Origin of the sequence: Halomonas sp. AOP7-B1-5 (genome assembly GCF_052353045.1) — a bacterium.
GTDB lineage: Bacteria > Pseudomonadota > Gammaproteobacteria > Pseudomonadales > Halomonadaceae > Vreelandella > Vreelandella colorata.
The window spans coordinates 28,991-51,531 of sequence record NZ_JBQTDC010000007.1; the positions used below are offsets into that span (position 1 = coordinate 28,991).

At 55.3% G+C, this 22,541-nt stretch carries 18 protein-coding genes; 2 read left to right on the plus strand and 16 right to left on the minus strand.

The annotated features are described in order from the left end of the window. Window positions 1–56: 56 nt before the first annotated feature. From dnaE to rpsB, 16 genes are all read right to left on the minus strand, one after another. On the minus strand, window positions 57–3,563 hold the full coding sequence (dnaE, locus tag ACT3XD_RS05730; protein WP_192538081.1) for a DNA polymerase III subunit alpha: 3,507 nt from the start codon (window positions 3,561–3,563) through the stop codon (window positions 57–59). A gap of 85 nt (window positions 3,564–3,648) precedes the next feature. Beyond that, window positions 3,649–4,266, minus strand: coding sequence for a ribonuclease HII (gene rnhB / locus ACT3XD_RS05735; RefSeq protein ID WP_192538082.1), 618 nt, complete (start codon window positions 4,264–4,266; stop codon window positions 3,649–3,651). Further along, window positions 4,256–5,428, minus strand: a complete 1,173-nt coding sequence (gene lpxB / locus ACT3XD_RS05740) for a lipid-A-disaccharide synthase (RefSeq protein WP_192538116.1) — start codon at window positions 5,426–5,428, stop codon at window positions 4,256–4,258. Before lpxB ends, rnhB begins: the two co-directional genes overlap by 11 nt. Window positions 5,429–5,456: 28 nt before the next feature. Next, complete coding sequence (gene lpxA / locus ACT3XD_RS05745) at window positions 5,457–6,224, minus strand: acyl-ACP--UDP-N-acetylglucosamine O-acyltransferase (protein WP_192538083.1); 768 nt, start codon at window positions 6,222–6,224, stop codon at window positions 5,457–5,459. Next, window positions 6,221–6,664: a 3-hydroxyacyl-ACP dehydratase FabZ gene (gene fabZ, locus ACT3XD_RS05750; protein ID WP_192538084.1), complete on the minus strand. Its 444-nt coding sequence runs from the start codon at window positions 6,662–6,664 to the stop codon at window positions 6,221–6,223. The genes lpxA and fabZ overlap by 4 nt, the downstream gene beginning before the upstream one ends. A 164-nt stretch (window positions 6,665–6,828) precedes the next feature. Further along, window positions 6,829–7,866 (minus strand): UDP-3-O-(3-hydroxymyristoyl)glucosamine N-acyltransferase, encoded by a 1,038-nt coding sequence (gene lpxD, locus ACT3XD_RS05755; protein ID WP_192538085.1) that lies wholly within the window; start codon window positions 7,864–7,866, stop codon window positions 6,829–6,831. Between the two features lie 57 nt (window positions 7,867–7,923). Next, a complete protein-coding gene (locus ACT3XD_RS05760) occupies window positions 7,924–8,430 on the minus strand; it encodes an OmpH family outer membrane protein (RefSeq protein WP_192538086.1) in 507 nt (168 codons plus the stop codon). A gap of 59 nt (window positions 8,431–8,489) precedes the next feature. Next, window positions 8,490–10,841, minus strand: a complete 2,352-nt coding sequence (bamA, locus tag ACT3XD_RS05765; RefSeq protein WP_412767945.1) for an outer membrane protein assembly factor BamA — start codon at window positions 10,839–10,841, stop codon at window positions 8,490–8,492. A gap of 100 nt (window positions 10,842–10,941) precedes the next feature. Continuing rightward, window positions 10,942–12,300, minus strand: coding sequence for an RIP metalloprotease RseP (rseP, locus tag ACT3XD_RS05770; protein WP_192538087.1), 1,359 nt, complete (start codon window positions 12,298–12,300; stop codon window positions 10,942–10,944). A gap of 86 nt (window positions 12,301–12,386) precedes the next feature. Further along, complete coding sequence (gene ispC, locus ACT3XD_RS05775) at window positions 12,387–13,577, minus strand: 1-deoxy-D-xylulose-5-phosphate reductoisomerase (RefSeq protein WP_192538088.1); 1,191 nt, start codon at window positions 13,575–13,577, stop codon at window positions 12,387–12,389. Further along, window positions 13,574–14,395: a phosphatidate cytidylyltransferase gene (locus ACT3XD_RS05780; protein ID WP_192538089.1), complete on the minus strand. Its 822-nt coding sequence runs from the start codon at window positions 14,393–14,395 to the stop codon at window positions 13,574–13,576. Before ACT3XD_RS05780 ends, ispC begins: the two co-directional genes overlap by 4 nt. Further along, window positions 14,388–15,176 (minus strand): polyprenyl diphosphate synthase, encoded by a 789-nt coding sequence (uppS, locus tag ACT3XD_RS05785; RefSeq protein WP_192538090.1) that lies wholly within the window; start codon window positions 15,174–15,176, stop codon window positions 14,388–14,390. Before uppS ends, ACT3XD_RS05780 begins: the two co-directional genes overlap by 8 nt. Window positions 15,177–15,260: 84 nt before the next feature. Next, the gene (gene frr, locus ACT3XD_RS05790) at window positions 15,261–15,818 is read right to left on the minus strand and encodes a ribosome recycling factor (RefSeq protein WP_192538091.1); all 558 of its coding nucleotides are present in this window, start codon (window positions 15,816–15,818) and stop codon (window positions 15,261–15,263) included. Between the two features lie 4 nt (window positions 15,819–15,822). After that, window positions 15,823–16,596 (minus strand): UMP kinase, encoded by a 774-nt coding sequence (pyrH, locus tag ACT3XD_RS05795; RefSeq protein WP_192538092.1) that lies wholly within the window; start codon window positions 16,594–16,596, stop codon window positions 15,823–15,825. Window positions 16,597–16,716: 120 nt separating this feature from the next. Beyond that, window positions 16,717–17,586 (minus strand): translation elongation factor Ts, encoded by an 870-nt coding sequence (gene tsf / locus ACT3XD_RS05800; protein ID WP_192538093.1) that lies wholly within the window; start codon window positions 17,584–17,586, stop codon window positions 16,717–16,719. A gap of 220 nt (window positions 17,587–17,806) precedes the next feature. Then, a complete protein-coding gene (gene rpsB / locus ACT3XD_RS05805; protein ID WP_192538094.1) occupies window positions 17,807–18,556 on the minus strand; it encodes a 30S ribosomal protein S2 in 750 nt (249 codons plus the stop codon). A gap of 423 nt (window positions 18,557–18,979) precedes the next feature. On the opposite strand from rpsB, the gene map reads away from it, so the two are divergent. Beyond that, complete coding sequence (map, locus tag ACT3XD_RS05810; RefSeq protein WP_192538095.1) at window positions 18,980–19,771, plus strand: type I methionyl aminopeptidase; 792 nt, start codon at window positions 18,980–18,982, stop codon at window positions 19,769–19,771. Further along, the gene (locus ACT3XD_RS05815; protein ID WP_192538096.1) at window positions 19,771–22,446 is read left to right on the plus strand and encodes a [protein-PII] uridylyltransferase; all 2,676 of its coding nucleotides are present in this window, start codon (window positions 19,771–19,773) and stop codon (window positions 22,444–22,446) included. The genes map and ACT3XD_RS05815 overlap by 1 nt, the downstream gene beginning before the upstream one ends. Window positions 22,447–22,541: the final 95 nt, after the last annotated feature.

Sequence of the window (22,541 nt, forward strand, 5' to 3'; positions counted from 1 at the left end):
CTGCCACGCAAGGTAATGCCCGTTCAATTAAATTGCCCAACCGCCCACGATAAGGTTTAACGATAGCGTAACTGGACGCCCGCCTGCCCTTCTACCTCGCGAAGTGCGAGCAGCAAATCATCACTGGGGGCGACCTTCCACTCCTCAGCAAGCTCTAACCAGCCAACCGCCTCTTCATGACGATACTGTACGCGTACCGGCAACCCTTCATTAGTACGGTAGGGTGTCAGACTATCGCGCAGGGTTTCAACCAAACGCCCGTTGATACGTCCAGCATCCAGCGCAAGCTCAACCGCTTGGCCATAGCGGATGCGCGCCGTAACCATGGGAGTGACGTCTTTACCGCGCAGGCGTAAGCCGCCTGAGAAGTCATCGCTTGAGACTTCACCTTCAACGATCAATACCTGATCAGCCTCTATCTGACCCCGCAGCTGTTCAAACATTTCACCAAACAGCGAAGCCTCGATACGTCCGGTGCGGTCATCCAGGGTGATAAACGCCATGGTATCGCCACGTTTGGACTTCATGGTACGCATGGCGACCACCAGCCCTGCCACCCGCTGAGGTTCGCGGGAGGGTTTTAAATCGCTGATGCGGGTCGACACGAAGCGTTTTAATTCACGCTCATATTCATCAATAGGATGCCCGGTAAGATAAAGCCCCAGAGTATCCTTCTCACCCGAAAGGCGCTCACGATCGGTCCATTCCCGCGCGCCGAGGTAGTCAGCGTAGACGTTGACCTCTTCATCCTCGGCTTCAGCAAAGGCCTCGCCGAACATGTCCAGCATGCCTAAACTCTGGTTGGTATGATTCTGAGCGGCCGCTTTCAGTGCGTCTTCCATTGAGGCTGCCAGCACCGCCCGGTTAGGGCCGAGGTTATCCAGCGCGCCTGAGCGAATTAGCGCCTCAAGCGTGCGCTTGTTCATCCGTTTGGGATCAAGCCTGCGGCAGAAATCGAACAGGTCGGTGAACGGCCCACCCGTCTGGCGCGCTTCAACAATCGCCCCAATGGGCCCCTCGCCCACCCCGCGAATCGCCCCCAGGCCATAAACCACGCGCCCTTCGGTATCCACGGTAAATTTGTAGCCGCCTACGTTAACGTCCGGCGGTGTCACGGTTAACCTGAGGTTGCGACACTCCTCGATTAACGGCACCACCTTATCCAGGTTGTCCATCTCCGTGGACATAACCGCGGCCATAAATGGCCCTGGATAGTGGGCTTTCAGCCACGCGGTCTGATAAGACACCAGCGCGTAGGCAGCAGAGTGCGACTTGTTGAAGCCGTAGCCCGCGAATTTTTCCACCAGATCGAAGATGTTACCCGCCAGATCCTTATCAATGCCGTTGGCCGCACAACCTTCCATAAAGCCTGAACGCTGCTTGGCCATCTCCTCGGGCTTTTTCTTACCCATCGCCCGGCGCAGCATATCGGCCTGGCCCAGCGAGTAGCCCGCCATTACCTGAGCGATCTGCATGACTTGCTCTTGGTAAAGGATGATGCCGTAGGTAGGCGACAGCACCGGCTTTAACAGCTCGTGCTGATAATCCGGGTGTGGATAAGATACTTCGGCACGGCCGTGCTTACGGTTGATAAAGTCATCAACCATGCCCGACTGCAAGGGACCTGGGCGAAACAGAGCCACCAGGGCGATCATGTCGTCAAGCGAATCCGGCAGAAGACGCTTGATCAGCTCCTTCATGCCGCGGGATTCCAGCTGGAAAACGGCGGTGGTTTCAGCGCGCTTGAGCATCTCAAACGTTTTGCCGTCATCCAGCGGAATCGCATCGATGTTCAGCGGTTCCTGGCCGTTCACGCCGCGAACCTTATCGACCATCTCAAGCGCCCAGTCGATAATGGTCAGCGTACGCAGGCCCAGGAAGTCGAACTTGACCAGCCCGGCGTCTTCAATGTCGTTTTTATCGAACTGAACCACCAGCCCATTGCCGTTTTCATCGCACAATAACGGCGAGAAATCAGTCAGTTTGGTGGGCGCGATCACCACGCCGCCCGCGTGCTTGCCGGTGCCGCGCGTCGTGCCCTCAAGCTTGAGGGCCATTTCCCAGATCTCTTCGGCTTCTTCGTCGTTAGCAATAAACTCTTTAAGCGCAGGCTCCTGCTCAATCGCCTTGCCAAGCGTCATGCCCACTTCAAACGGGATCAGCTTGGAAAGCTTATCGCCCAGCGAATAGGGCCGCCCTTGGGCACGCGCCACATCACGCACAACGGCTTTGGCCGCCATGGTGCCGAAGGTAACGATCTGCGATACCGCATCGCGCCCGTAGCGCTCGGCCACGTACTCGATCACCTTGTCGCGTTTTTCCATGCAGAAATCGACGTCAAAATCGGGCATGGAGACACGTTCAGGATTCAAAAAGCGCTCAAACAGCAGATCGTAGCCGATCGGATCAAGGTCGGTGATCTTTTGCGCGTAGGCGACCAAGGAGCCCGCACCGGAACCCCGCCCGGGGCCTACCGGCACGTTGTTATCCTTGGCCCACTGGATAAAGTCCATTACGATCAGAAAGTAGCCGGGGAAGCCCATCTGAATAATAACGTTGAGCTCAAACTCCAGCCGGTCGCGGTAACGCTGGTCAATTTCCTTGTATTCGTCGCTATCGCGCGGGTAGCGCTCGGCAGGAAACAGGAAGTCCAGGCGATCCGTCAGACCGTCGTGGGAGACCTTGCGGAAAAACTCATCCTGGGTCATGCCCTCGGGGATTCCGAACTCGGGCAAAAATATCTCGCCTAGCCGCACATCCACACTGCAGCGCTCGGCAATCATCACGCTGTTTTCCAGCGCCTCGGGAATATCCGAGAATAGTGCCGCCATCTCGTCCGGGCTTTTCAGATACTGCTCTTCGGTGTAGCGACGTTCGCGACGCGGATCATCCAGCGCCTTGCCCTCACCAATCGCGACGCGCGTTTCATGCGCCCAGAAGTCATCACGCTCAAGAAAGCGGACATCGTTAGTGGCCACCACCGGCGTGCCGGTCTCGATGGCAAGCTTGACGCTGGCATGCACACACGCCTCTTCAAGCGGACGCCCGGTACGAATCAGCTCCAGATAGAAACGATCCGGAAAGGCGGCCTGCCACTCTTCAAGCAGCTGGCGCGCTTCACGCTCGTGATCAGAAAGCAGATGGCGGCCAATTTCGCCCTCCCGCGCGCCGGAAAGCGCAATCAGGCCGTCACTTTGTTCAAGCACCCAGCGCTTGTCCAGAATGGCTTTCCCCTGGCGCTGGCCGTGGGTCCAGCCCTTGGAGATCAGCTCGGTCAGGTTACGATAGCCGACGTCATTCATCGCCAGCAGCGTTATACGGTATGGGTGAGATTCATCGTGTGGGTTACACAGCCACAGGTCGCTGCCGATGATCGGTTTGAGCCCCGCGCCCTGGGCAGCTTTGTAAAATTTGACCAGGCCAAATAAATTGGTTTCGTCAGTGAGCGCAAGAGCGGGCATGGCGCGCTCGGCAGTGGTACTGACCAATGACTTAAGCTTTACCAAGCCGTCGACCAGGGAGTATTCACTGTGCAAACGTAGATGAACAAACGGTACCGTCATGACACTCTCGGTAAAATCTCGGTAAAAAGAAATGAACGCAGATTAGCTTAACTTGGTTTCAAGCAATATAGCCTGACGCCAGTGCTTATATCAGCGCCAGCTGACGCTGGACGGGAGCAAAGCTTCGGCGATGCTCCTCAAGCGGCCCGTGGGCCGTTAGCGCCTCAAGGTGCTGTTGGGTTGGGTAGCCCTTATGGCGCGCAAAACCATACTCAGGATAGCGCATATCCAACGCTACCATCTGAGCATCGCGCGCGACCTTGGCAAGAATCGACGCCGCGGCAATCGCTGGATGGCGCGCATCGCCTTTGACCACCGCTTGCCCCGGCAAAATATGTCCCGGCAATCGGTTACCGTCTACCAGCAAATATTCGGCAGCAGGGGCCAAACCATCAATGGCGCGGCGCATCGCCAAATGCGTGGCGTGGTAGATATTGAGCTGGTCGACTTCGGCGGCGCTTGCCTCAGCGACGACAAACGCCAACGCCCGCTCGCGAATCAGCAGGTCTAGCGCTTCACGCTTGCGGGCCGTAAGCTTTTTAGAGTCGGTCAACCCGTCAATTGGGCGCATAGGGTCAAGAATCACCGCCGCCGCCACGACGCTACCGATCAATGGCCCACGCCCGACTTCATCGACTCCGGCTAAGCGCTCGCCCAGATAGGCAATTTCAAGCGGCGGAAAGCCTTCTGGTTTAGCGGGCATGGTCACTCTCCAGAGGCTGGTCGAGGGCAATGGCGGTGATGGCCTCAGCGGCGCGCCGGCTGGCATCGCGCTGCAGGTTGGCGTGCATCGTGGCAAAGCGCGCCTCTAACGCCAGACGTGCTTCATGATCGCTAAGCAGCTCATGGAGCTGGTCTGTAATAGCCTCAGGCGTCGCCGCCTCCTGGATGAGCTCGGGCACGACACTCTGCTGCGCAATCAGATTAGGCAGCGATACCCACTGAGTTTTCACCATACGCTTGGCAAGCCAATGCGTGGCGGGCGCCATTTTATACGCGACCAGCATCGCCCGGTGACACAGCATGGCTTCAAGCGCGGCGGTTCCGGATGCCAGGAGCACCACATCACTGGCGACCATCGCCTCCCGCGCCTGACCATTTAATAGCTCAACACGCTCAGCAAGCGTTGGATAGTGAGACAAGAGCGCCTGGATTTCGTCATGACGCAGCGCTGAGGCGGCCGGAATCAAAACCTTTAGCGTGGCATGACGCTGGCACAGCAGCTCAGCAGCGGCTAAAAACGTATGCCCCAAAAAACGTATTTCATTGCCCCGCGAGCCTGGCAATAACGCGAGCACCGGCGCGTCTTGATCAAGTCTGAGCGCCTGTCGCGTTGCGACGCGGTCGTTTTCAAGCGGCAGCTCATCGGCAAGCGGATGACCTACGAACACAACAGGGACGTTGTGGTGACGGTAAAAATCCGCCTCAAAGGGTAGCAGCGTGAGCATGCCATCGACGGACTTGGCAATGCCTTTCACCCGTCCCTGACGCCACGCCCAAACGGAGGGGCTGACATAGTGGGCCGTCTTGATGCCTGCATTACGCAGCTGTTTTTCCAGGCCCAGGGTAAAGTCCGGCGCATCGATGCCCACCATGATATCCGGCTGCCAGTCGAGCGCTTCGCGGCGTAACGTGCGGCGCACGCCCACCAGCTCAGGCAGGTGCTTGATGACTTCGACAATCCCCATGACCGAAAGCGTTTCCAGCGGAAAGCGGCTTTGCATGCCTTCGGCGATCATGCGCGGGCCACCAATGCCTCGAAACTCAACCTCGGGGTGGCGCGCCTTTAGCGCACGCATCAGGCCAGCGCCCAGGATATCTCCCGATAGCTCGCCAGCCACTAGATAAACGCGCTGTAACGTCATAACCGAATGGACATTAGCATGGACATAGTTAGCGGGTAATACCGCGGGTTGAACGCTCGATGGAAGCAGCAAAATGGGCTACTTCCTCGATATCAAACCGCGCATGCATCTCTTCAAGCGCTTGCTCAACGGTAAGGCCCTGGCGATATACCATTTTATAGGCGGCGCTCAGTGCATTAATCGCTTCACGGCTAAAGCCGCGGCGTTTTAAGCCCACCAGATTGAGCCCACGGGCTTCGGCCGGGTTACCGTTGATCATGATGTAGGCAGGGGTATCTTTGGTGATGATTGACCCGCCGCCAGCCATGGCATGATCGCCAAAGTGGCAGAACTGGTGTACGGCAGATAGGCCGCCCAGAATAGCGTGATCACCGAGCGTTACATGGCCCGCCAAGGTCACCTGGTTGGCAAGAATACAGTCATTGCCGATAACGCAGTCGTGGCCTACGTGTACATAAGCCATAAACAGATTGCGCGAACCAATCGTGGTTTCACTACGGTCCTGCACCGTGCCGCGATGCAGCGTAACGCCTTCGCGCACGACGTTATCATCGCCCATTACCAGGCGAGTAGGTTCGCCAGCATATTTTTTATCCTGGCAATCCTCACCTACCGAGGCGAACTGAAAAATGCGTGTACGCTTACCTAGCACCGTGGGGCCTTTAACCACCACGTGTGGGCCAATTACCGAGCCTTCGCCGATTTTGACATCGGGCCCAATAACACTAAAGGGACCAACCTCAACGTCATCAGCAAGCTGCGCCGTCGGGTCGACCAAAGCAGTAGGATGTATCAAGCAACCTTCCTCTCGGCACAAATGATTTCTGCCTCGCAAGCAAGCTCCCCATCCACCGTTGCCCGGCAGGCAAACTTCCAAATCCCACGCTTGCCGCGGATAACGTTCGCTTGCAGCACCAGCTGGTCACCGGGCATAACAGGCCGTTTGAAACGCACGTTGTCGCTTCCTACAAGATAGTAAACATAACCATCGGCAGGAAGCTTGTTGACCGTTTTAAAACCTAAAATACCGCATACTTGAGCCAATGCCTCAACTACCAGCACCCCAGGCATAATGGGGTGATGGGGAAAATGGCCATTAAAAAAGGGCTCATTGATGCTAACATTTTTAAACGCAACGATGGATTCGCCCACGGTTAATTCCGTTACTCGATCCACCAGCAAAAACGGGTAGCGGTGGGGCAAGTACTCGCGAATTTCATTAATATCCATAACCATCGAAACGACCTCTAAAAAGACAAAAGGCCTGAGTAGTATCAGGCACGCACCAGCATGCAGCTGGTTAAAAGGCAGTGAATTATAACCTGAGGCGTTAAAGCCTCAAGTTACTTGCCCAGCAATTAATAGGACCTTAATTAATAGAACCTTAATTAATAGGGCTTTTACGTATCACGCGTACTTTTTTCCACCCGCGACAAGCGCTTGGCAATCTCATCCAGCTGTTTAAAGCGCACTGCATTTTTGCGCCACTGCGAGTTAGCCATCGCTCCGGTACCGGATGAGTACACGCCCGGCTTATGAATCGAGTTGGTGACCAGGCTCATACCGGTCACCTGCACGCCATCACAAATCGTCAGGTGGCCAGACAATCCGACGCCACCACCCAGCATACAGTGCTTGCCTACCTGGGTAGACCCGGCAATGCCCACACAGCCGGCAAGCGCACTATGCGCTCCGATAATCACGTTATGAGCGATCTGCACCTGGCTATCGATTTTGACGTCATCGCCAATCAGGGTATCGCCTAGTGCCCCACGGTCGATACTCGAGCAACTGCCGACCTCAACATCATCGCCCAGTACGACACCACCCAACTGGGCAATTTTGTGCCAGCCTGCCCCGTCGTGGGCAAACCCAAAACCATCTCCGCCAATCACGCAGCCGCTTTGCAAAATCACGCGCTTGCCGATAACCACGCCATGGCACACGGTGACATTGGCATGCAGGCGGGTTTCGTCGCCCACCATGCTATCGGCGCCTATTACGCTACCGGCCCCGATTACCACGCGATCGCCAAGCGTAACGCCTTCTTCCACGACCGCATGGGCCTGAATCGAGACGCCCTTGCCGATGGTTACGCTGTCAGCAACAACCGCGGTTGGGTGGATACCAGGCTTATCACGTGCGGGTAAAGGATCAAACAATTGAGAGAGCTTGGCATAGCCCAGGTAAGGATTTTCCATCTCAAGCTTTGGCACCGGGCAGTTCTTGCCGTGCTCAGGGTGGAGCAGAACGGCAGCCGCCTGGGTAGTAGCCAAATCCTTGAGATAAGCCCGGTTTGTCAAAAAAGCCACCTGGTCAGGCTTGGCCTCTTTTAGGGTTGCCAACCCACGAATGGGCTTATCGGCGTCCCCGTCAAAGGCGACTCCTAAATGGCGAGCGATGTCCGCAAGAGTGTGGTGGTACAGTGCGTGCGTCATGGGAGCCCAACAAAACAGTGGTGCAGCATGGCTACACCGGCAGTCATTAAAAATTAATTATAGCGAATCAAATATCTGGGTAACTTCGTCCGTCACATTGGGCAGGTCCACCGATGAGTGCAGTACGCCCTGAGGCTCAACCAGCACATCGATATTATGGCGACTTAACACCTGCTCAACCGCCTGCTCAAGCTTGGACTCAGCGCCTTCCAGGAACTGCTGCTCGGAATTCTGCTGCGCCTGCATTACTTCACGGCGTAGCTGTTCAAAGCGAGAACCTTTTTGCTGGAGTTCGGCAATCAGTGAATCGCGTTGCGACTGCGCCATGGTTTCGCCTTCACGCTGCAAGCGTTCCTGCAACTGCTGAAGCTCATTACCCAGGCCCTGGGCTTCACTCTGCTGGCTGCCAATCCGTCCTTCCAGCTGACTCAGCGAGGCTTGGGCAGACTGGGTATTCATTAAAGCTGCCCGCCAATCGAGTACAGCCACTTCTGCAGCTACGGCATGGGCGGCCGGTAAAGCTATTGCACCGAACAGACACACAGCCGCTGTCAGTTTACGCATCGTGTTAACTCCTTGTCATCAGGCAGGGGCGCACCTGCGAGGTGCGCTCTGTAGCAAAGTTAGAACGTTTGTCCCAGTGAGAACTGGAAGAACTGCGTGTCGTCACCGCTTTCATCATTAAGCGGTTCAGCGATGCTAAAGGTCAGCGGGCCAACAGGCGTTAGCCAGGCAAGGCCGACACCCACACTATAACGTAAGTCGCCTAAATCAACGCCAGAACTACACTGCTGACGTCCTTGGTCGGCTTCCAGCACATCATAGCAGGAGCTTAAGAACGTGTTACCGGCATCGAAGAACAGAGACGGCTGAACAGAACGCTGGTTCTCAACAAACGGCATGGGGAAGATAACTTCAGCGCTACCTTCCACCAACACGTTACCGCCCATGGTACGATCGCGACCCCCTTCAACGGCGGGGGTCGTGCGCTGCCCTAAGGTGTTGGACGTAAAGCCACGCACCGAACCTAAACCGCCCGAATAGAAGTTTTCATAGAAGGGGTAAGGATCGTTGGAACCCAGAGTATCGGCATAGCCAAGGTTACCGCTAAATTTAAGCGCCCAGGTTTCGTCGTTATTAATCGGGAACAGCTGCTGGGCACGGGCGCGAAGCTTATAGTATTCAGCATCACTACCCGGCGCGCTGGTCTCAATGGACAGGCGCTGATAGTTACCGGCCGTCGGCATGACGCCGCGGTTAAGGTTGTTACGCGTCCAGCTCGCCGTAAGCTTTAAGCTCTGAGCGTCTTCGCCTTCTTCATCAACGTAACGGCGAATTTCTGATGCCGTATCGTTGTAGGTCTTGATCGAAAGATCTTCAAGGCTCGCCCCGAAGTTCAACCGGGAAAGCTCGCTTATGGGGTAACCAAAGTTGATACCCGCCCCGTAAGCATCGGTTGAATAGGTAGAAATATCCGAGTCGGCGTAATCGGTTTCGCGGTAGAACACATTATAGCCGCGCGAAACACCATCCAGCGTCCAGTACGGATCGGTAAAGGCAAAGTTGACGCTGGTAAACGTATCACTGCGCTGCGCACCGACGTTGACGCGGTTACCGGTACCCAGGAAGTTATTCTGGGCAAGCCCTACACCGTAGATGACACCGGCGCTCTGTGAGAAACCCACGCTTGCCGAGACCGAGCCCGAGGGCTGCTCTTCAACGTTATAGGTAACATCCAGCTTATCGGGCTCACCCGGTACCGGCTGGGTATTCACCTCGACCTGGCTAAAGAAGCCAAGCCGCTCAAGGCGCTGACGCGACTGGGTGATTGATTCAGTCGATGCCGGCGCACCTTCCATCTGAATCATTTCACGGCGCAGCACTTCATCCTGCGTTGTGGTATTACCGTAAAACTCAATGCGGCGAACGTAGGTGCGCTGACCGGGGTCAACCGCGATCACTAGATCAACCGTCTCTCCGTCATCAGCCATTTCAGGAATACCCTGAATATCGGCAAAGGCGAAGCCTTCAGCGCCCAAACGCAGGCGCAGCGCTTCGGTTGAAGCATTTACCTGACCGCGAGAGAAGATATCGCCGCTTTTGATTTCCAGCAGGTTTCGCGCTTCGCTTTCGCTGATTTGCAAATCACCCGCAAAGCGGACATTGCCTACGCGGTACTGATTGCCCTCATCGATATTGAGGGTCACGAATATTTCGGATTTCTCGGGCCCAATGGATACCTGTGTGGAGGTAACATCAAAGTTCACATAGCCGCGGTCAAGATAGAACGAGCGCAGACGCTCGATATCACCGGATAAGGCCTCGCGCGAATATTCATCGCTTGAAAACCAGCCGAAGAAGCGCCCGGGCTTGTCGTTTAGCTCAAAGACATTACGCAGCGTTTCATCGTCGAAGTCCTGGTTACCGACAATATTGATCTGACGAATTTTAGCTACTTCGCCTTCATTAATATTGATATTAACCTGGACGCGACCTTCATCGATCTGCTCGACTTCAGTCGAAATGCTCGCGCTGTAACGCCCTTGAGATTGATAAACGCCTTCCAGCTCACGTTGAATCTCTTCAAGGGTCGAAAGCTGCAGCACCTGGCCTTCGGATAGACCCGATTCGCGCAAACCATTACGCAGGTCCTCTTCGGAAAGCTTTTGGTTGCCGGTGAGGTTCAAACGCGCAATCGTCGGGCGCTCAACGACCTGGATGATCAGTACGTCGCCTTCACGGGCTAACGACACGTCTTCAAACAGACCGGTGGCAAATAAATCGCGTGCGGCAGACGCTAGCTGCTGTTCGCTAACCCGATCGTTAGCACTGACAGGAAACGCATTGAAGACCGAGGCGGCGGATACCCGCTGTAGTCCTTCCACACGGATGTCCGAAACATCAAAGGATTGTGCCTGGGCGCCGCTGGCGCCTACCAGCAAGAGTGCCGCCATTCCAAGGGTCTTGATTTTCATGCAGTCAGTTCGCTCGCGTTGGTCTGCCTGTCGTTCCAGACAGGCACCATATACATTTGTGCAGGCAGATGACAAGGCATCCTGCGCGCTACACGCGTTATTACCAAAGGCGCATCAGATCGAAATACAAGGCCATCGCCATCAAGCCGCCAACCATGGCAAGCCCAATGCGTAACCCCATTGCCTGGGTTTGCTCAGAGACCGGCCGCCCACGTACGATTTCCACAAAATAATAAAACAAGTGTCCACCATCGAGTACCGGAATAGGTAGTAAATTTAGCACGCCGAGACTGATGGAAAGATAGGCGAGAAAGCCTACAAATGCTTCCATTCCTGCGCGCGCTGAATCACCCGAAATTTGCGCAATCGTAATGGGACCTGAAAGGTTGGAGGGTGAAATCAACCCTACCAACATCTTACGAATCGAATCAACGGTTAGTATTACCATATTACCGGTACGCGCGAATGCCTGACCTACCGCCTCAATCGGCCCATAGCGGATCTCTCGCTGCAGGGACTCAGGCCATGAGACAGGTTCAACGCCTGCACCAATGTACCCAACCTCACCGCCACTCTCCAGTACGTTACTCTTTGGAGTGAGCGAAAGAACGCCCTGTTCACCCTCACGGTCATAGGTGACGCTGAGCGTTTCACCGGCACTGCGTCGAATCAGGGTGACGAACTGCATCCAGTCTTCCACCGGCGTTTGATCAATCGCCGTAATACGATCACCCGCTTTCAAACCTGCATCAGCGGCCGCTTCGCCATCTACCACCTGCCCCAGCACCGCGGGGAACTCCGGCTGCCAGGGTGCCATACCCAGGGTTTGCAACGGCTGCGGCGTGTCCTGTCGAGCCAGGTAGTTATCGACCGCAAGACTATATTGACGTTCACTGCTGCTACCTTCCGGTAACGCCGTAATATTGAGCGCACCGCTAAAGCCAATCATGGAGATAAGCTTTAAATTAATTTCTTCCCAAGAGCGCACGGCGTCACCCTGGATAGCGGTGATTTCACTACCGTGGGCAAGGCCTGCCTCGGCTGCCGGTGAGTCGGGTGTAACATCACCGACCATGGGAGCAACCGTCGAAATACCTGCTACAAACAAGGCCCAATAGGCGACGATGGCCAGCAGAAAGTTTGCAAGTGGCCCCGCGGCTACAATGGCAATACGCTGCCACACACTTTTACGGTTAAAGGCCTGGTGGAGCTGGTCTTCCGGCACTGGCTCTTCACGCTCATCAAGCATTTTAACGTAGCCGCCCAGCGGAATCGCGGCCAACGCGAATTCGGTCCCATGGCGATCCACGGTAGACCAGAGCGGTTTACCAAAGCCCACCGAAAAGCGCAGCACTTTAACGCCACAGCGACGCGCTACCCAGAAGTGACCAAACTCGTGAAAGGTAATCAATAGCCCCAACACGACAAGTACCGCTAAAATATTTTGTAACAGGCCCACAATAAACTCCTTAGCACCATGCATACCAGCCGCTGATGCTTAAGCGACCTACTCGTCTTTCTGTTATCTATTGCCTAATCTCAGCGCTATCTTTGCTCAACGAACTGGGCTGCCTGCTCGCGCGCCCACTGATCAGCTGCCAGTACGTTCTCGATGCTGTCGGCATCGCCGTCGTAGGGAAGTGACAGTACGTGGGCCACTATCTCGGCAATAGCGTTAAAGGCAATTGTCTCTTCCAAAAAAGCCGCAACCGCAATCTCGTTGGCCGCATTGAGAATGGCGGGCGCAGCGCCGCCTTTCTGTATGGATTCACGGGCCAGGCGCAGACAGGGAAAGCGAACCTCGTCCGCGGTTTCAAAATCCAGCCGGGCGATTTGAAACAGATCCAATGTCTCCACACCCGCCTCAATACGCTCAGGCCAAGCCAACCCATAGGCAATCGGTGTGCGCATATCGGGGTTGCCTAGTTGCGCAATCACCGAGCCATCGACATAGGCTGCCATGGAGTGAATCACACTCTGAGGATGAACCACTACCTGAATTTGCTCCGGCGTGGTATCAAATAGCCAGCACGCCTCAATCAGCTCCAAACCTTTGTTCATCAAGGTGGCGCTATCGACGGAGATTTTTCGCCCCATCGACCAGTTAGGGTGGGCGCAGGCCTGGTCGGGCGTGGCACTAGCGATATCCGCAGCGCTCCAGGTACGAAAAGGTCCCCCAGACGCCGTCAACAGTAACTGTTTGACGCCATATTTCCCTAATCCGCCGCGGTGCTCCTTGGGTAGACACTGATAGATTGCGTTATGTTCAGAGTCGATCGGCAGCAGCGTCGCCCCTGAGCGCTCCACGGCCTGCATAAAAAGCGCACCGCTCAACACCAAGGCCTCTTTATTAGCCAGCAGCACGCGCTTGCCTGCTTGCACCGCGGCAAGGGCAGGCAGCAAGCCTGCCGCGCCTACGATAGCGGCCATCACGGTATCCACACTGGCTTCACGGGCGACCTGACAGAGCGCCTCTCCCCCTGCTAATACCTCGGTTGCCTGGCCCGCATCATCAAGCGCCTGACGCAACCAGAGAGCATCCGTTTCTTGATCGAGTACGGCAACGCGGGGGCGATGGGCTAAGCACTGATCCAGCAACGCTTCTTTTGAAGTATGCGCAGTAAGCGCATAGACGCGGTAGCGATCGGGATGACGGGCAATAACATCGAGCGTGCTAATCCCGATAGAGCCTGTTGAACCAAGCACGGTAATTTGCTGAATAGGTGGCTGGCTCATAATGGGAGCACCTGCCCTTGAAGAACAGGCAAATAGAGCAGTGCAAATAGCGGAATCGCGGCAGTAAGACTATCGATACGGTCCAATACACCACCATGACCAGGCAACAGCTGGCTTGAATCCTTGATCCCCCGATAACGCTTAAGCATGCTTTCCAGCAGATCCCCAAGCACTGACGTGAGCGTCACGATAATCGTTACCACAACCAAACCAATACCCACGCCTAGCGTTAGCGACTGCAAAAGCGCAAATACAATCGCCAGCAGCGTGGTGGCTACCAGCCCACCGACAACGCCTTCCCAGGATTTTCCCGGGCTTACACGTGGCGCCAGCTTACGCTTACCCCATCGGCGCCCAGCAAAGTAGGCCCCAATATCAGCAGCCCATACCAAAAGCAGAACAAACAGCAGCCACACAGCGCCGCTTTCACGCAGAATATTAAACCCTACCCAGCAGGGGATCAGCACCCACAAGCCCATGCTCAGGCGCCGGGCCGTGGCCTGCCATTGATGTCCGTTATTCGGGTATTGAGTAACCCAGTAAAGGTTGAGCAGCCAGCCCAGCGCTGCACACCATAATGGCCAGACAGCCAAGGCGGCACCGGTAAACCACATCAACAGCATTAAAACCGCAGCACCGGCGACTAGCTGAATACGTTGGCTCTGCCGGCTTACGCCAGCGAGATTCGTCCACTCCCAGGCACCCAAGAGCACCATAAAAGCAGTAAAAAGCGCAAAAGCGCTTCCCTTCAAGCCAAACAACCCAATCAGCACCACAGGTGCCAACCACGCTGCGGTTATAATCCGCTGTCTAAGCACCTTGCGCCTCTATTTGTTCGTCGGTCATACCAAAACGTCGGCGCCGCTGACAAAAATCGTTTAACGCGACGTCCAGCGCCTCAGCACCGAAATCTGGCCATAGTAAGGGCGAGAAATACAGCTCAGCATAGGCTAGCTGCCACAGCATAAAATTAGATAGCCGCTGTTCGCCACTCGTTCGTATACACAGATCAATGGGCGTTACGTGATTACGCTTTATCGCCGCATCAAAACGGACTTCGTCGATATCCTCAGGCTGTAATTCACCTGCCGACACTTGCTCCGCGAGTTCGCGTGCCGCCCGAGCAATATCCCACTGCCCGCCGTAGTTGGCCGCAATAATCAGATGCATGCCGGTATTTTCCGCCGTCAGCGTTTCGGCACGCTGAATATATTTTTGAATAGCATGAGAAAAGCCACGCTGCTCGCCAATAATGGTCAGCCGAATATTACGCTCATTAAGCTTTTTGACTTCACGCTTGAGCGCCATCAAGAAAAGCTCCATCAACGCATTAACTTCTGCAGCGGGACGCTTCCAATTTTCACTGGAAAAAGCAAACAGGCTTAGCGTTTTTACCTGCCGTTCGGCGGCACGTTGAATCACTGCTCTAACGGCTTCTACACCTGCTCGATGGCCACGCACACCCGACATTCCGCGCGCCTTCGCCCAACGGTTATTGCCGTCCATGATGATGGCGACATGCGACGGCATTGCTGTATCCCAGGTCAGAGATGGCGTACTGGCATCGCCCGGCTGTTCTTCAGGAAGCTGCGACGTCATGAGGTCTCGCACAAAAGCTCGGTCATAATAAAGCCATAGGCCTAGCGGGCAGCTTGGCTACCCGCGACTAAATAAAACAGGTGTTTATACCTGCATCAGGTCCTGTTCTTTGGCAGCCAGCGCCTTGTCGATCTCGGCGATATACTTATCGGTCAGCTTCTGGATTTCATCTTCACCCTGGCGCTGATCGTCTTCGGTAATCTCTTTATCCTTAAGTAAGGATTTGAAGTCACCGTTGGCATCGCGACGCACGTTACGCACCGCAACGCGGGCGTTTTCAGCCTCAGAGCGCGCCTGCTTGATATAGCCCTTGCGGGTTTCTTCGGTCAGCATGGGCATGGGCACGCGGATCACGTTGCCTGCGCTTGACGGGTTCAGGCCCAGGTCAGACGTCATGATGGCCTTTTCGACTTTCGGCACCATACCCTGCTCCCAGGGAGCTACCGCCAGCGTACGCGCATCTTCAACGTTTACCGAGGCCACTTGGCTAAGCGGCACCTGGCTACCGTAATAATCAACGGTTACAGCATCCAGAATACTCGGATGCGCACGCCCGGTACGAATTTTGTTGAAGTTGCTATTCAGCGCTTCAACACTTTTTTTCATACGAGATTCTGCGTCTTTCTTAATTTCGTTGATCACGTCATTACCCTCTATCTATCAGCGTGCCTTCCTTGCCCCCTACTACCAGATTCAGCAGGGCACCAGGCTTATTCATATCAAATACCCGCACCGGCATATCATGGTCACGTACCAGGCAGATGGCGGTCAAATCCATAACGCCCAGCTTTTGGTCCAGAGCGTCATCGTAGGAGAGCTGGTCATACTTTACGGCATCAGAGTGCTTCAAGGGATCCTTGTTATACACCCCATCCACCTTGGTGGCCTTGATGACTACGTCCACATCGACTTCGATGCCGCGTAAACAGGCGGCCGAGTCAGTCGTGAAGAAAGGATTGCCCGTGCCTGCCGAGAACAGCACCACGTCTCCTGACGTTAAATAGCGGATGGCGGTGCGGCGGTCATAATGCTCTACCACACCACTCATGGGAATCGCCGACATTACCCGCGAACGAATATTAGAACGCTCCAATGCGTCGCGCATGGCCAACGCGTTCATTACCGTTGCCAGCATTCCCATGTGGTCGCCAGTGACCCGATCCATACCGGCTTCGCTCAGCGCTGCACCCCGAAACAGGTTGCCGCCACCAATCACGAGACCGACCTGCACACCGATACCGACCAGTTGGCCGATCTCTAATGCCATACGATCCAACACTTTAGGGTCAATACCAAAATCGTGCTCTCCCATCAGCGCCTCGCCGGAAAGCTTCAGCAAAATACGCTTGTATTTTGATTTCGATTTCTCAAGTTTGTTGGGGACAACAAGCGGGGTAGGCTCTTGAATATCACGTGACATGGCATCTCTCCTGAAGCAGACCTAGACACAGGTGGGCGAAGCAACCCCTATTTAGCAGGGGCCGGATACACGAAGGCGTGCGCTTACGCGCACGCCATCTTTTGACTGAAACATCAGACCTTAACGACGGCCAGCCTGTTCCATAACTTCTTTAGCGAAGTCGACTTCTTCTTTCTCGATGCCTTCGCCTACTTCAAAGCGCGTGAAGCTAACCACTTCGCCACCGGCTGCTTTAACGAATTCAGCAACGGTCTGGTTGGGGTCTTTAACAAACGCTTGTTCAGTCAGGCTGTTCTCAGCCAGGTACTTCTTCAGGCGGCCTTGAACCATTTTTTCAGCAATCTGCTCGGGCTTGCCTGCCATGTCGGGCTGGCCCAGGATGATGGCTTTCTCTTGGTCCAGCTGCTCTTGCGGCATATCGGCAGGGTGAGCAACCGCCGGGTTAATGGCTGCTACGTGCATAGCAACGTCTTTCGCTGCTGCACTCGTGCCGCCATTAAGTACGGTCAGAACGCCAATGCGGCCACCGTGAACGTATTCGCCAACCAGGCCACCGTCAACGGCGTTGACAACTACCGCACGACGTACGCCGATGTTCTCACCGATTTTCTGAACCAGCTGTTCGCGGGTAGCTTCAAGGTCGCCCGCCATAACGGCAGCAACATCTTCGCTTTTCGCGGCAAAGAAAGCCCCGGCGATTTTGTCAGCAAACGCAATGAAGTTGTCATCACGCGCAACAAAGTCAGTCTCGGAGTTGATTTCGACCATTACGCCGTAGCTGCCGTCTTCTGCTACACGGGTAACAACAACACCCTCTGCAGCGATACGATCGGCTTTCTTAGCGGCTTTTAAGCCTGAATTTTTACGCAGGTTTTCGATCGCGACTTCAATATCACCGTCGGTTTCGGTGAGTGCTTTTTTACACTCCATCATGCCGAGACCGGTACGTTCGCGCAGTTCCTTGACCTGAGAGGCGCTGATAGCTGCCATGAGAATTCACCTCGGAAATGGTTCTAGCTGAGAGTTAAACGCCCTACAGAGTATAAACATGATAGATGACCATCATGTATCACTTTGAAGGTCGCTTGCCGGCGTCTGGTGCCCGGCATAATCGGCCCACCCGGATGTTCATCCAAAGCGGGAAAAAGGGGGCATAGGCCCCCTCTTCAACACGATGCGGCTCAACTGCCCGCCGCATCCACTGCAACCTTTACTCGGCAGCAGCGTCAGTGTCGGCAGAAGCAGACTCTTCAGTCACTTCAACGAACTCGTCCGGACGACCTTCTTTCGCACGACCACACGCGTCAGCAATCGCTTTCACGTAGATCTGGATAGCGCGGATGGAGTCATCGTTACCCGGGATAACGTAATCAACGCCATCAGGGTTAGAGTTGGTATCAACCACGCCAATAACCGGGATACCCAGCTTGTTGGCTTCGTTGATCGCGATGCGCTCGTGGTCAACGTCGATTACGAACAGTGCGTCCGGCAGGCCGCCCATATTCTTGATACCACCGATAGAACGCTCGAGCTTCTCTTGCTCGCGAGTTGCCATCAGGACTTCTTTCTTGGTCAGCTTGTCGAACGTGCCGTCTTCGCGCATGGTTTCAAGTTCGCGCAGACGCTTGATGGACTGACGAATGGTCTTGAAGTTAGTCAGCATGCCGCCCAACCAGCGATGGTTGACGAACGGCTGATTAACGCGATTCGCTTCTTCTTTGATGATCTTGCTAGCGCTGCGCTTGGTGCCAACAAACAAAATTTTGTTGTTGGATGCCGACATCTTCTCAACCACATCAACGGCTTCGTTCAGTGCCGGCAGAGTGTGCTCAAGGTTGATGATGTGAATCTTGTTGCGCGCGCCGAAGATGAATTTGCCCATCTTCGGATTCCAGTACTTGGTCTGGTGACCGAAGTGAGCGCCTGCTTTGAGCAGGTCACGCATATTAACGTGAGACATGGTAAAACTCCTGAAACTCGGGTTAGGCCTCCACGCACCCCATGGATCCGACCATTGACCACGTTAAAACGTTGCCAGCGGCACCCGGGACCATGTGTCGGTGCATGTGTGTTTTCAAGGCTTGCTATATTAGCCGCGCATCCAAAATGAACGCGCAACGGGTCGTTCGACTGACCATGATCGCCTACTAGCGGAAAAGAAGCCAGGAATGACGATTGCAGGAAAGCGCGCGGCTTTATACCATAGATCGTTGCCAAGATGAAGTCGCAGCCCGTGTTACGATCTTTATTTGTCGCTTAAGACTGTTACTTAGTAGGCTTACTTACTATTGTCGCTTAACACTGTTTCCTGGCTACTTTTCTTAATCCCGTTGTTTCTTAATACTGTATTCTTAACTACCGCCTGAACCCATATCGAGAATTCATGAACGTTCCCATCAAGACACCTTCAGAAATCGAGAAAATGCGCGAAGCCGGGCGCCAAGCCGTCAGCGTGTTTGAAATGATCACGCCTCATATACAGGCGGGCGTCAGCACCGGCGAGATCGACCGACTGTGTCATGAATATATTGTCAATGAACTGGGCTCCACGCCTGCCCCACTCAACTACCACGGCTATACCCACGCCACCTGTATCTCCTTGAATCACGTGGTTTGCCACGGCTTCCCAGATTTCAATAAAAAGCTCAAGAATGGCGACATCATGAATCTGGATGTCACGGTTAAGACGCCGGATGGCTACCACGGCGACTCCAGCATGATGTTTGTCATCGGCGAAACCATTCAAGGTGAGCGCCTGTGCCGGATCACCCAGGAATGCCTGTATAAAAGCATCGCCCTGGTAAAACCCGGCGTGCGTCTTTCAGAGCTTGCCCAAGCGATTCAAAAACATGCCGAAAGCCATGGCTACTCTGTGGTACGCGACTTCTGTGGGCATGGCATTGGCGCGGGTTTCCATGAAGAGCCTCAGGTTCTGCACTACGATGGCTATGCGCCTGAAGCTGATATCACCCTGGAAGCCGGCATGTGCTTTACCATCGAACCCATGATTAACGTGGGTGATTACAAAACCAAAGTCCTGCGCGACGGTTGGACAGCGGTCACCAAAGACAAGAGTCTGTCGGCTCAATGGGAGCACACCTTGCTGGTGACCGAAACCGGGGTTGAAGTCCTGACCGCGCGTAGCGATGAAGACTTTAGCTTTCTAGATCGCTAATGCTCCTTCACCATTACCGGTTCGAGCCGGACACCTCGCTGTATGATCTTGAGGCTTTTCGTGCGGAGCTTGCCGGCTCGCGCTCGCCCATTGCGCCGTTTAAAACGGCGCTCCGCGAACTTCAGGCTCGGCTGGATGACCGGTTTCGCTCAGGGGCTGATATACGCGATCTGGTGCGCGGGCGAGCCTGGTACCTGGACCAACTGCTGGCTATTGCCTGGGGTCTGCACGCCTGGCCCGATAACGGCGTAGCCCTGGTCGCCGTAGGTGGTTACGGCCGGGGTGAGCTACACCCTCACTCGGATATCGACCTGCTGCTGCTGCTTGAGCAGGATGACGACACCGCTTACCGTGAACCACTCACTGCGTTTATCACCTTCTTATGGGATATCGGCTTGGAGATTGGTCACAGCGTACGCTCGTTAAATGACTGCGAACGCGAAGCCAGAGCGGATGTCACCGTCATCACCAACCTGCTTGAATCACGCCTGATTGCCGGGCCTGAGTCGCTGCGGGCAACCATGCAAGAGCGCTTAAGCACCGAGCATCTCTGGCCTGCCGATCGCTTCTTTGAAGCTAAATGGCAGGAACAGATTACCCGCCACTACCGGTACAACAACTCGGAGTACCATCTTGAGCCGAATCTGAAAAGCTCGCCCGGCGGGCTGCGCGACATTCAGATGATTGGCTGGATCGCCAAGCGCCACTTCGGCACAGAGCAGTACGCCGACATTGTCGCTAATGGCTTCATGAACGATGCCGAGCTGCGTATTTTAAGCCAGGGCCAGGCGTTCTTATGGCAGGTGCGTTACGCCCTGCATATGCTGACCGATCGCGCCGAAGACCGGCTGCTGTTTGACCATCAGCGCACGATTGCCGAACTGTTTGGCTTTAAAGACACGCCCGAACGCTTAGCCGTCGAGCAGTTTATGAAGCGCTACTATCGCCATGTAACGGCGCTTGCCGGCCTGAACGATATGCTGCTCCAGCACTTTGACGAAGTGATCTTGCGCGGCAAAGAGGCGCTGGAAACCATTCAGCTCAACGAGCGTTTTGAAACCAAGGGCGGCTATATTCAAGCGCGCACGCGCAGCCTGTTTCGCGAGCAGCCGGAAGCCATGCTGGAGCTGTTCCTGCTCATGGCCAGGCACCCCGAAATTGAAGGCGTACGCGCGGATACCATCCGCCTTATCCGTGACCATCGCCACCAGATTGACGACCACTACCGCGATGATCCGCTGCATCAGCGGCTGTTTATGGAAATTTTGCGCGCCCCCGGTAACGTGCCGCGCCAGCTTCGCCGTATGAACCGCTACGGCATTCTGGGTAAATACCTGCCCGAATTTGGCCGCGCGGTAGGCCTGATGCAACACGATCTGTTTCATATCTACACGGTGGATGCCCATACCCTGCGCCTGCTGAAATTCCTGCACGGGTTTCGCAAACCCAGCGCCAAGGACGAGTTCCCCGTGGCCGCAGCCCTTATCAACCAGCTGCCCAAGCTGGATATTTTATGGATAGCGGGCCTGTTTCACGATATCGGCAAGGGCCGCGGTGGGGATCATTCAGAAATTGGCGCCCGGGACGTTGAGCACTTTTGCCAGCGTCACCATGTCACGCCGCACGATACGAAACTTGCCAGCTGGCTGGTCGAGCATCATCTGCTCATGTCGATGACCGCCCAGAAGCGCGATATCAGTGACCCCGACGTTATTCGCGATTTTGCCTTGGTAGTGCGTAACGAAGCGCGCCTGGATTACCTTTATGTGTTGACGGTCGCCGATATCAACGCCACCAACCCGACGCTGTGGAACGGCTGGCGGGCGTCACTGCTGCGCCAGCTTTATGCTGAAACCAAACGTGCTCTGCGGCGCGGCCTTAAAAACCCGCCTGACCGTGATGACTGGGTGCGGGAAACACGCTCTGAGGCCCGCTCGTTGCTCAATTCCATCGGGATTGGACGCGCGCAAATCGATACGCTTTGGGAATCACTGGGCGAGGATTACTTCTTACAGTACGCCCCCAGCGAAATTGTCTGGCAGACCCAGGGAATCCTGGCCCATAACGCCTCCCCCTTGCCGCTGGTCTTAATCAGCGCGCCGACGATCGATATGGCGGAAGGTGGCACCAAGGTGTTTATTCACACCCGCTCGGTCGACGACCTGTTTGCCGCCACCGCCGCGGCGATGGAGCAGTTAGGGCTTTCGATTCACGATGCGCGTATCGCCACCTCGCACAACAACTGGACGCTGAACACCTTTATCGTACTGGATAGCCATGGCCAGCCGATTCGCGACCCGGCACGCATCGATGAAATGCGCCAGCACCTGGTTGAAGAGCTTGACGACCCTGACGACTATCCCGAGATCGTTACCCGCCATACGCCGCGCCAGCTAAAGCATTTTAAAGTGCCCACCGAAGTACTGATCGAGCAGGACCCGGCCAATGAGCGCACGCTCCTGGAACTCACAGCCCCGGATAGACCAGGACTCTTGGCCCGGGTCGGGCGTATTTTTATGGAGCAGGATATCGCGCTGTCGACCGCTAAAATTGCCACCCTGGGCGAGCGCGTTGAGGACGTATTCTTTATCACCACCAAATCGGGCGAGCCGTTAACCGACCCCTTGCGCCAGCAGCAGCTGCGCGAGCGGTTGATTGAGGTCTTGGGGGTTTGAGCATGGCGCTTAAGTTTGAGCCCACACCGGGGCTTGCTATAATCGGCGCCTTACACCTGTCGTTTTAATACGCTAGCAGGGCACGCTCTCAACAA

Coding starts and splice junctions, on each gene's coding strand:
- dnaE (WP_192538081.1), bottom strand. CDS start 3,563: ATGACGGTACCGTTTGTTCATCTACGTTTGCACAGTGAATACTCCCTG.
- rnhB (WP_192538082.1), bottom strand. CDS start 4,266: ATGCCCGCTAAACCAGAAGGCTTTCCGCCGCTTGAAATTGCCTATCTG.
- lpxB (WP_192538116.1), bottom strand. CDS start 5,428: ATGACGTTACAGCGCGTTTATCTAGTGGCTGGCGAGCTATCGGGAGAT.
- fabZ (WP_192538084.1), bottom strand. CDS start 6,664: ATGGTTATGGATATTAATGAAATTCGCGAGTACTTGCCCCACCGCTAC.
- lpxD (WP_192538085.1), bottom strand. CDS start 7,866: ATGACGCACGCACTGTACCACCACACTCTTGCGGACATCGCTCGCCAT.
- ACT3XD_RS05760 (WP_192538086.1), bottom strand. CDS start 8,430: ATGCGTAAACTGACAGCGGCTGTGTGTCTGTTCGGTGCAATAGCTTTA.
- bamA (WP_412767945.1), bottom strand. CDS start 10,841: ATGAAAATCAAGACCCTTGGAATGGCGGCACTCTTGCTGGTAGGCGCC.
- ispC (WP_192538088.1), bottom strand. CDS start 13,577: ATGAGCCAGCCACCTATTCAGCAAATTACCGTGCTTGGTTCAACAGGC.
- uppS (WP_192538090.1), bottom strand. CDS start 15,176: ATGACGTCGCAGCTTCCTGAAGAACAGCCGGGCGATGCCAGTACGCCA.
- pyrH (WP_192538092.1), bottom strand. CDS start 16,596: ATGTCACGTGATATTCAAGAGCCTACCCCGCTTGTTGTCCCCAACAAA.
- tsf (WP_192538093.1), bottom strand. CDS start 17,586: ATGGCAGCTATCAGCGCCTCTCAGGTCAAGGAACTGCGCGAACGTACC.
- rpsB (WP_192538094.1), bottom strand. CDS start 18,556: ATGTCTCACGTTAATATGCGTGACCTGCTCAAAGCAGGCGCTCACTTC.
- map (WP_192538095.1), top strand. CDS start 18,980: ATGAACGTTCCCATCAAGACACCTTCAGAAATCGAGAAAATGCGCGAA.
- ACT3XD_RS05815 (WP_192538096.1), top strand. CDS start 19,771: ATGCTCCTTCACCATTACCGGTTCGAGCCGGACACCTCGCTGTATGAT.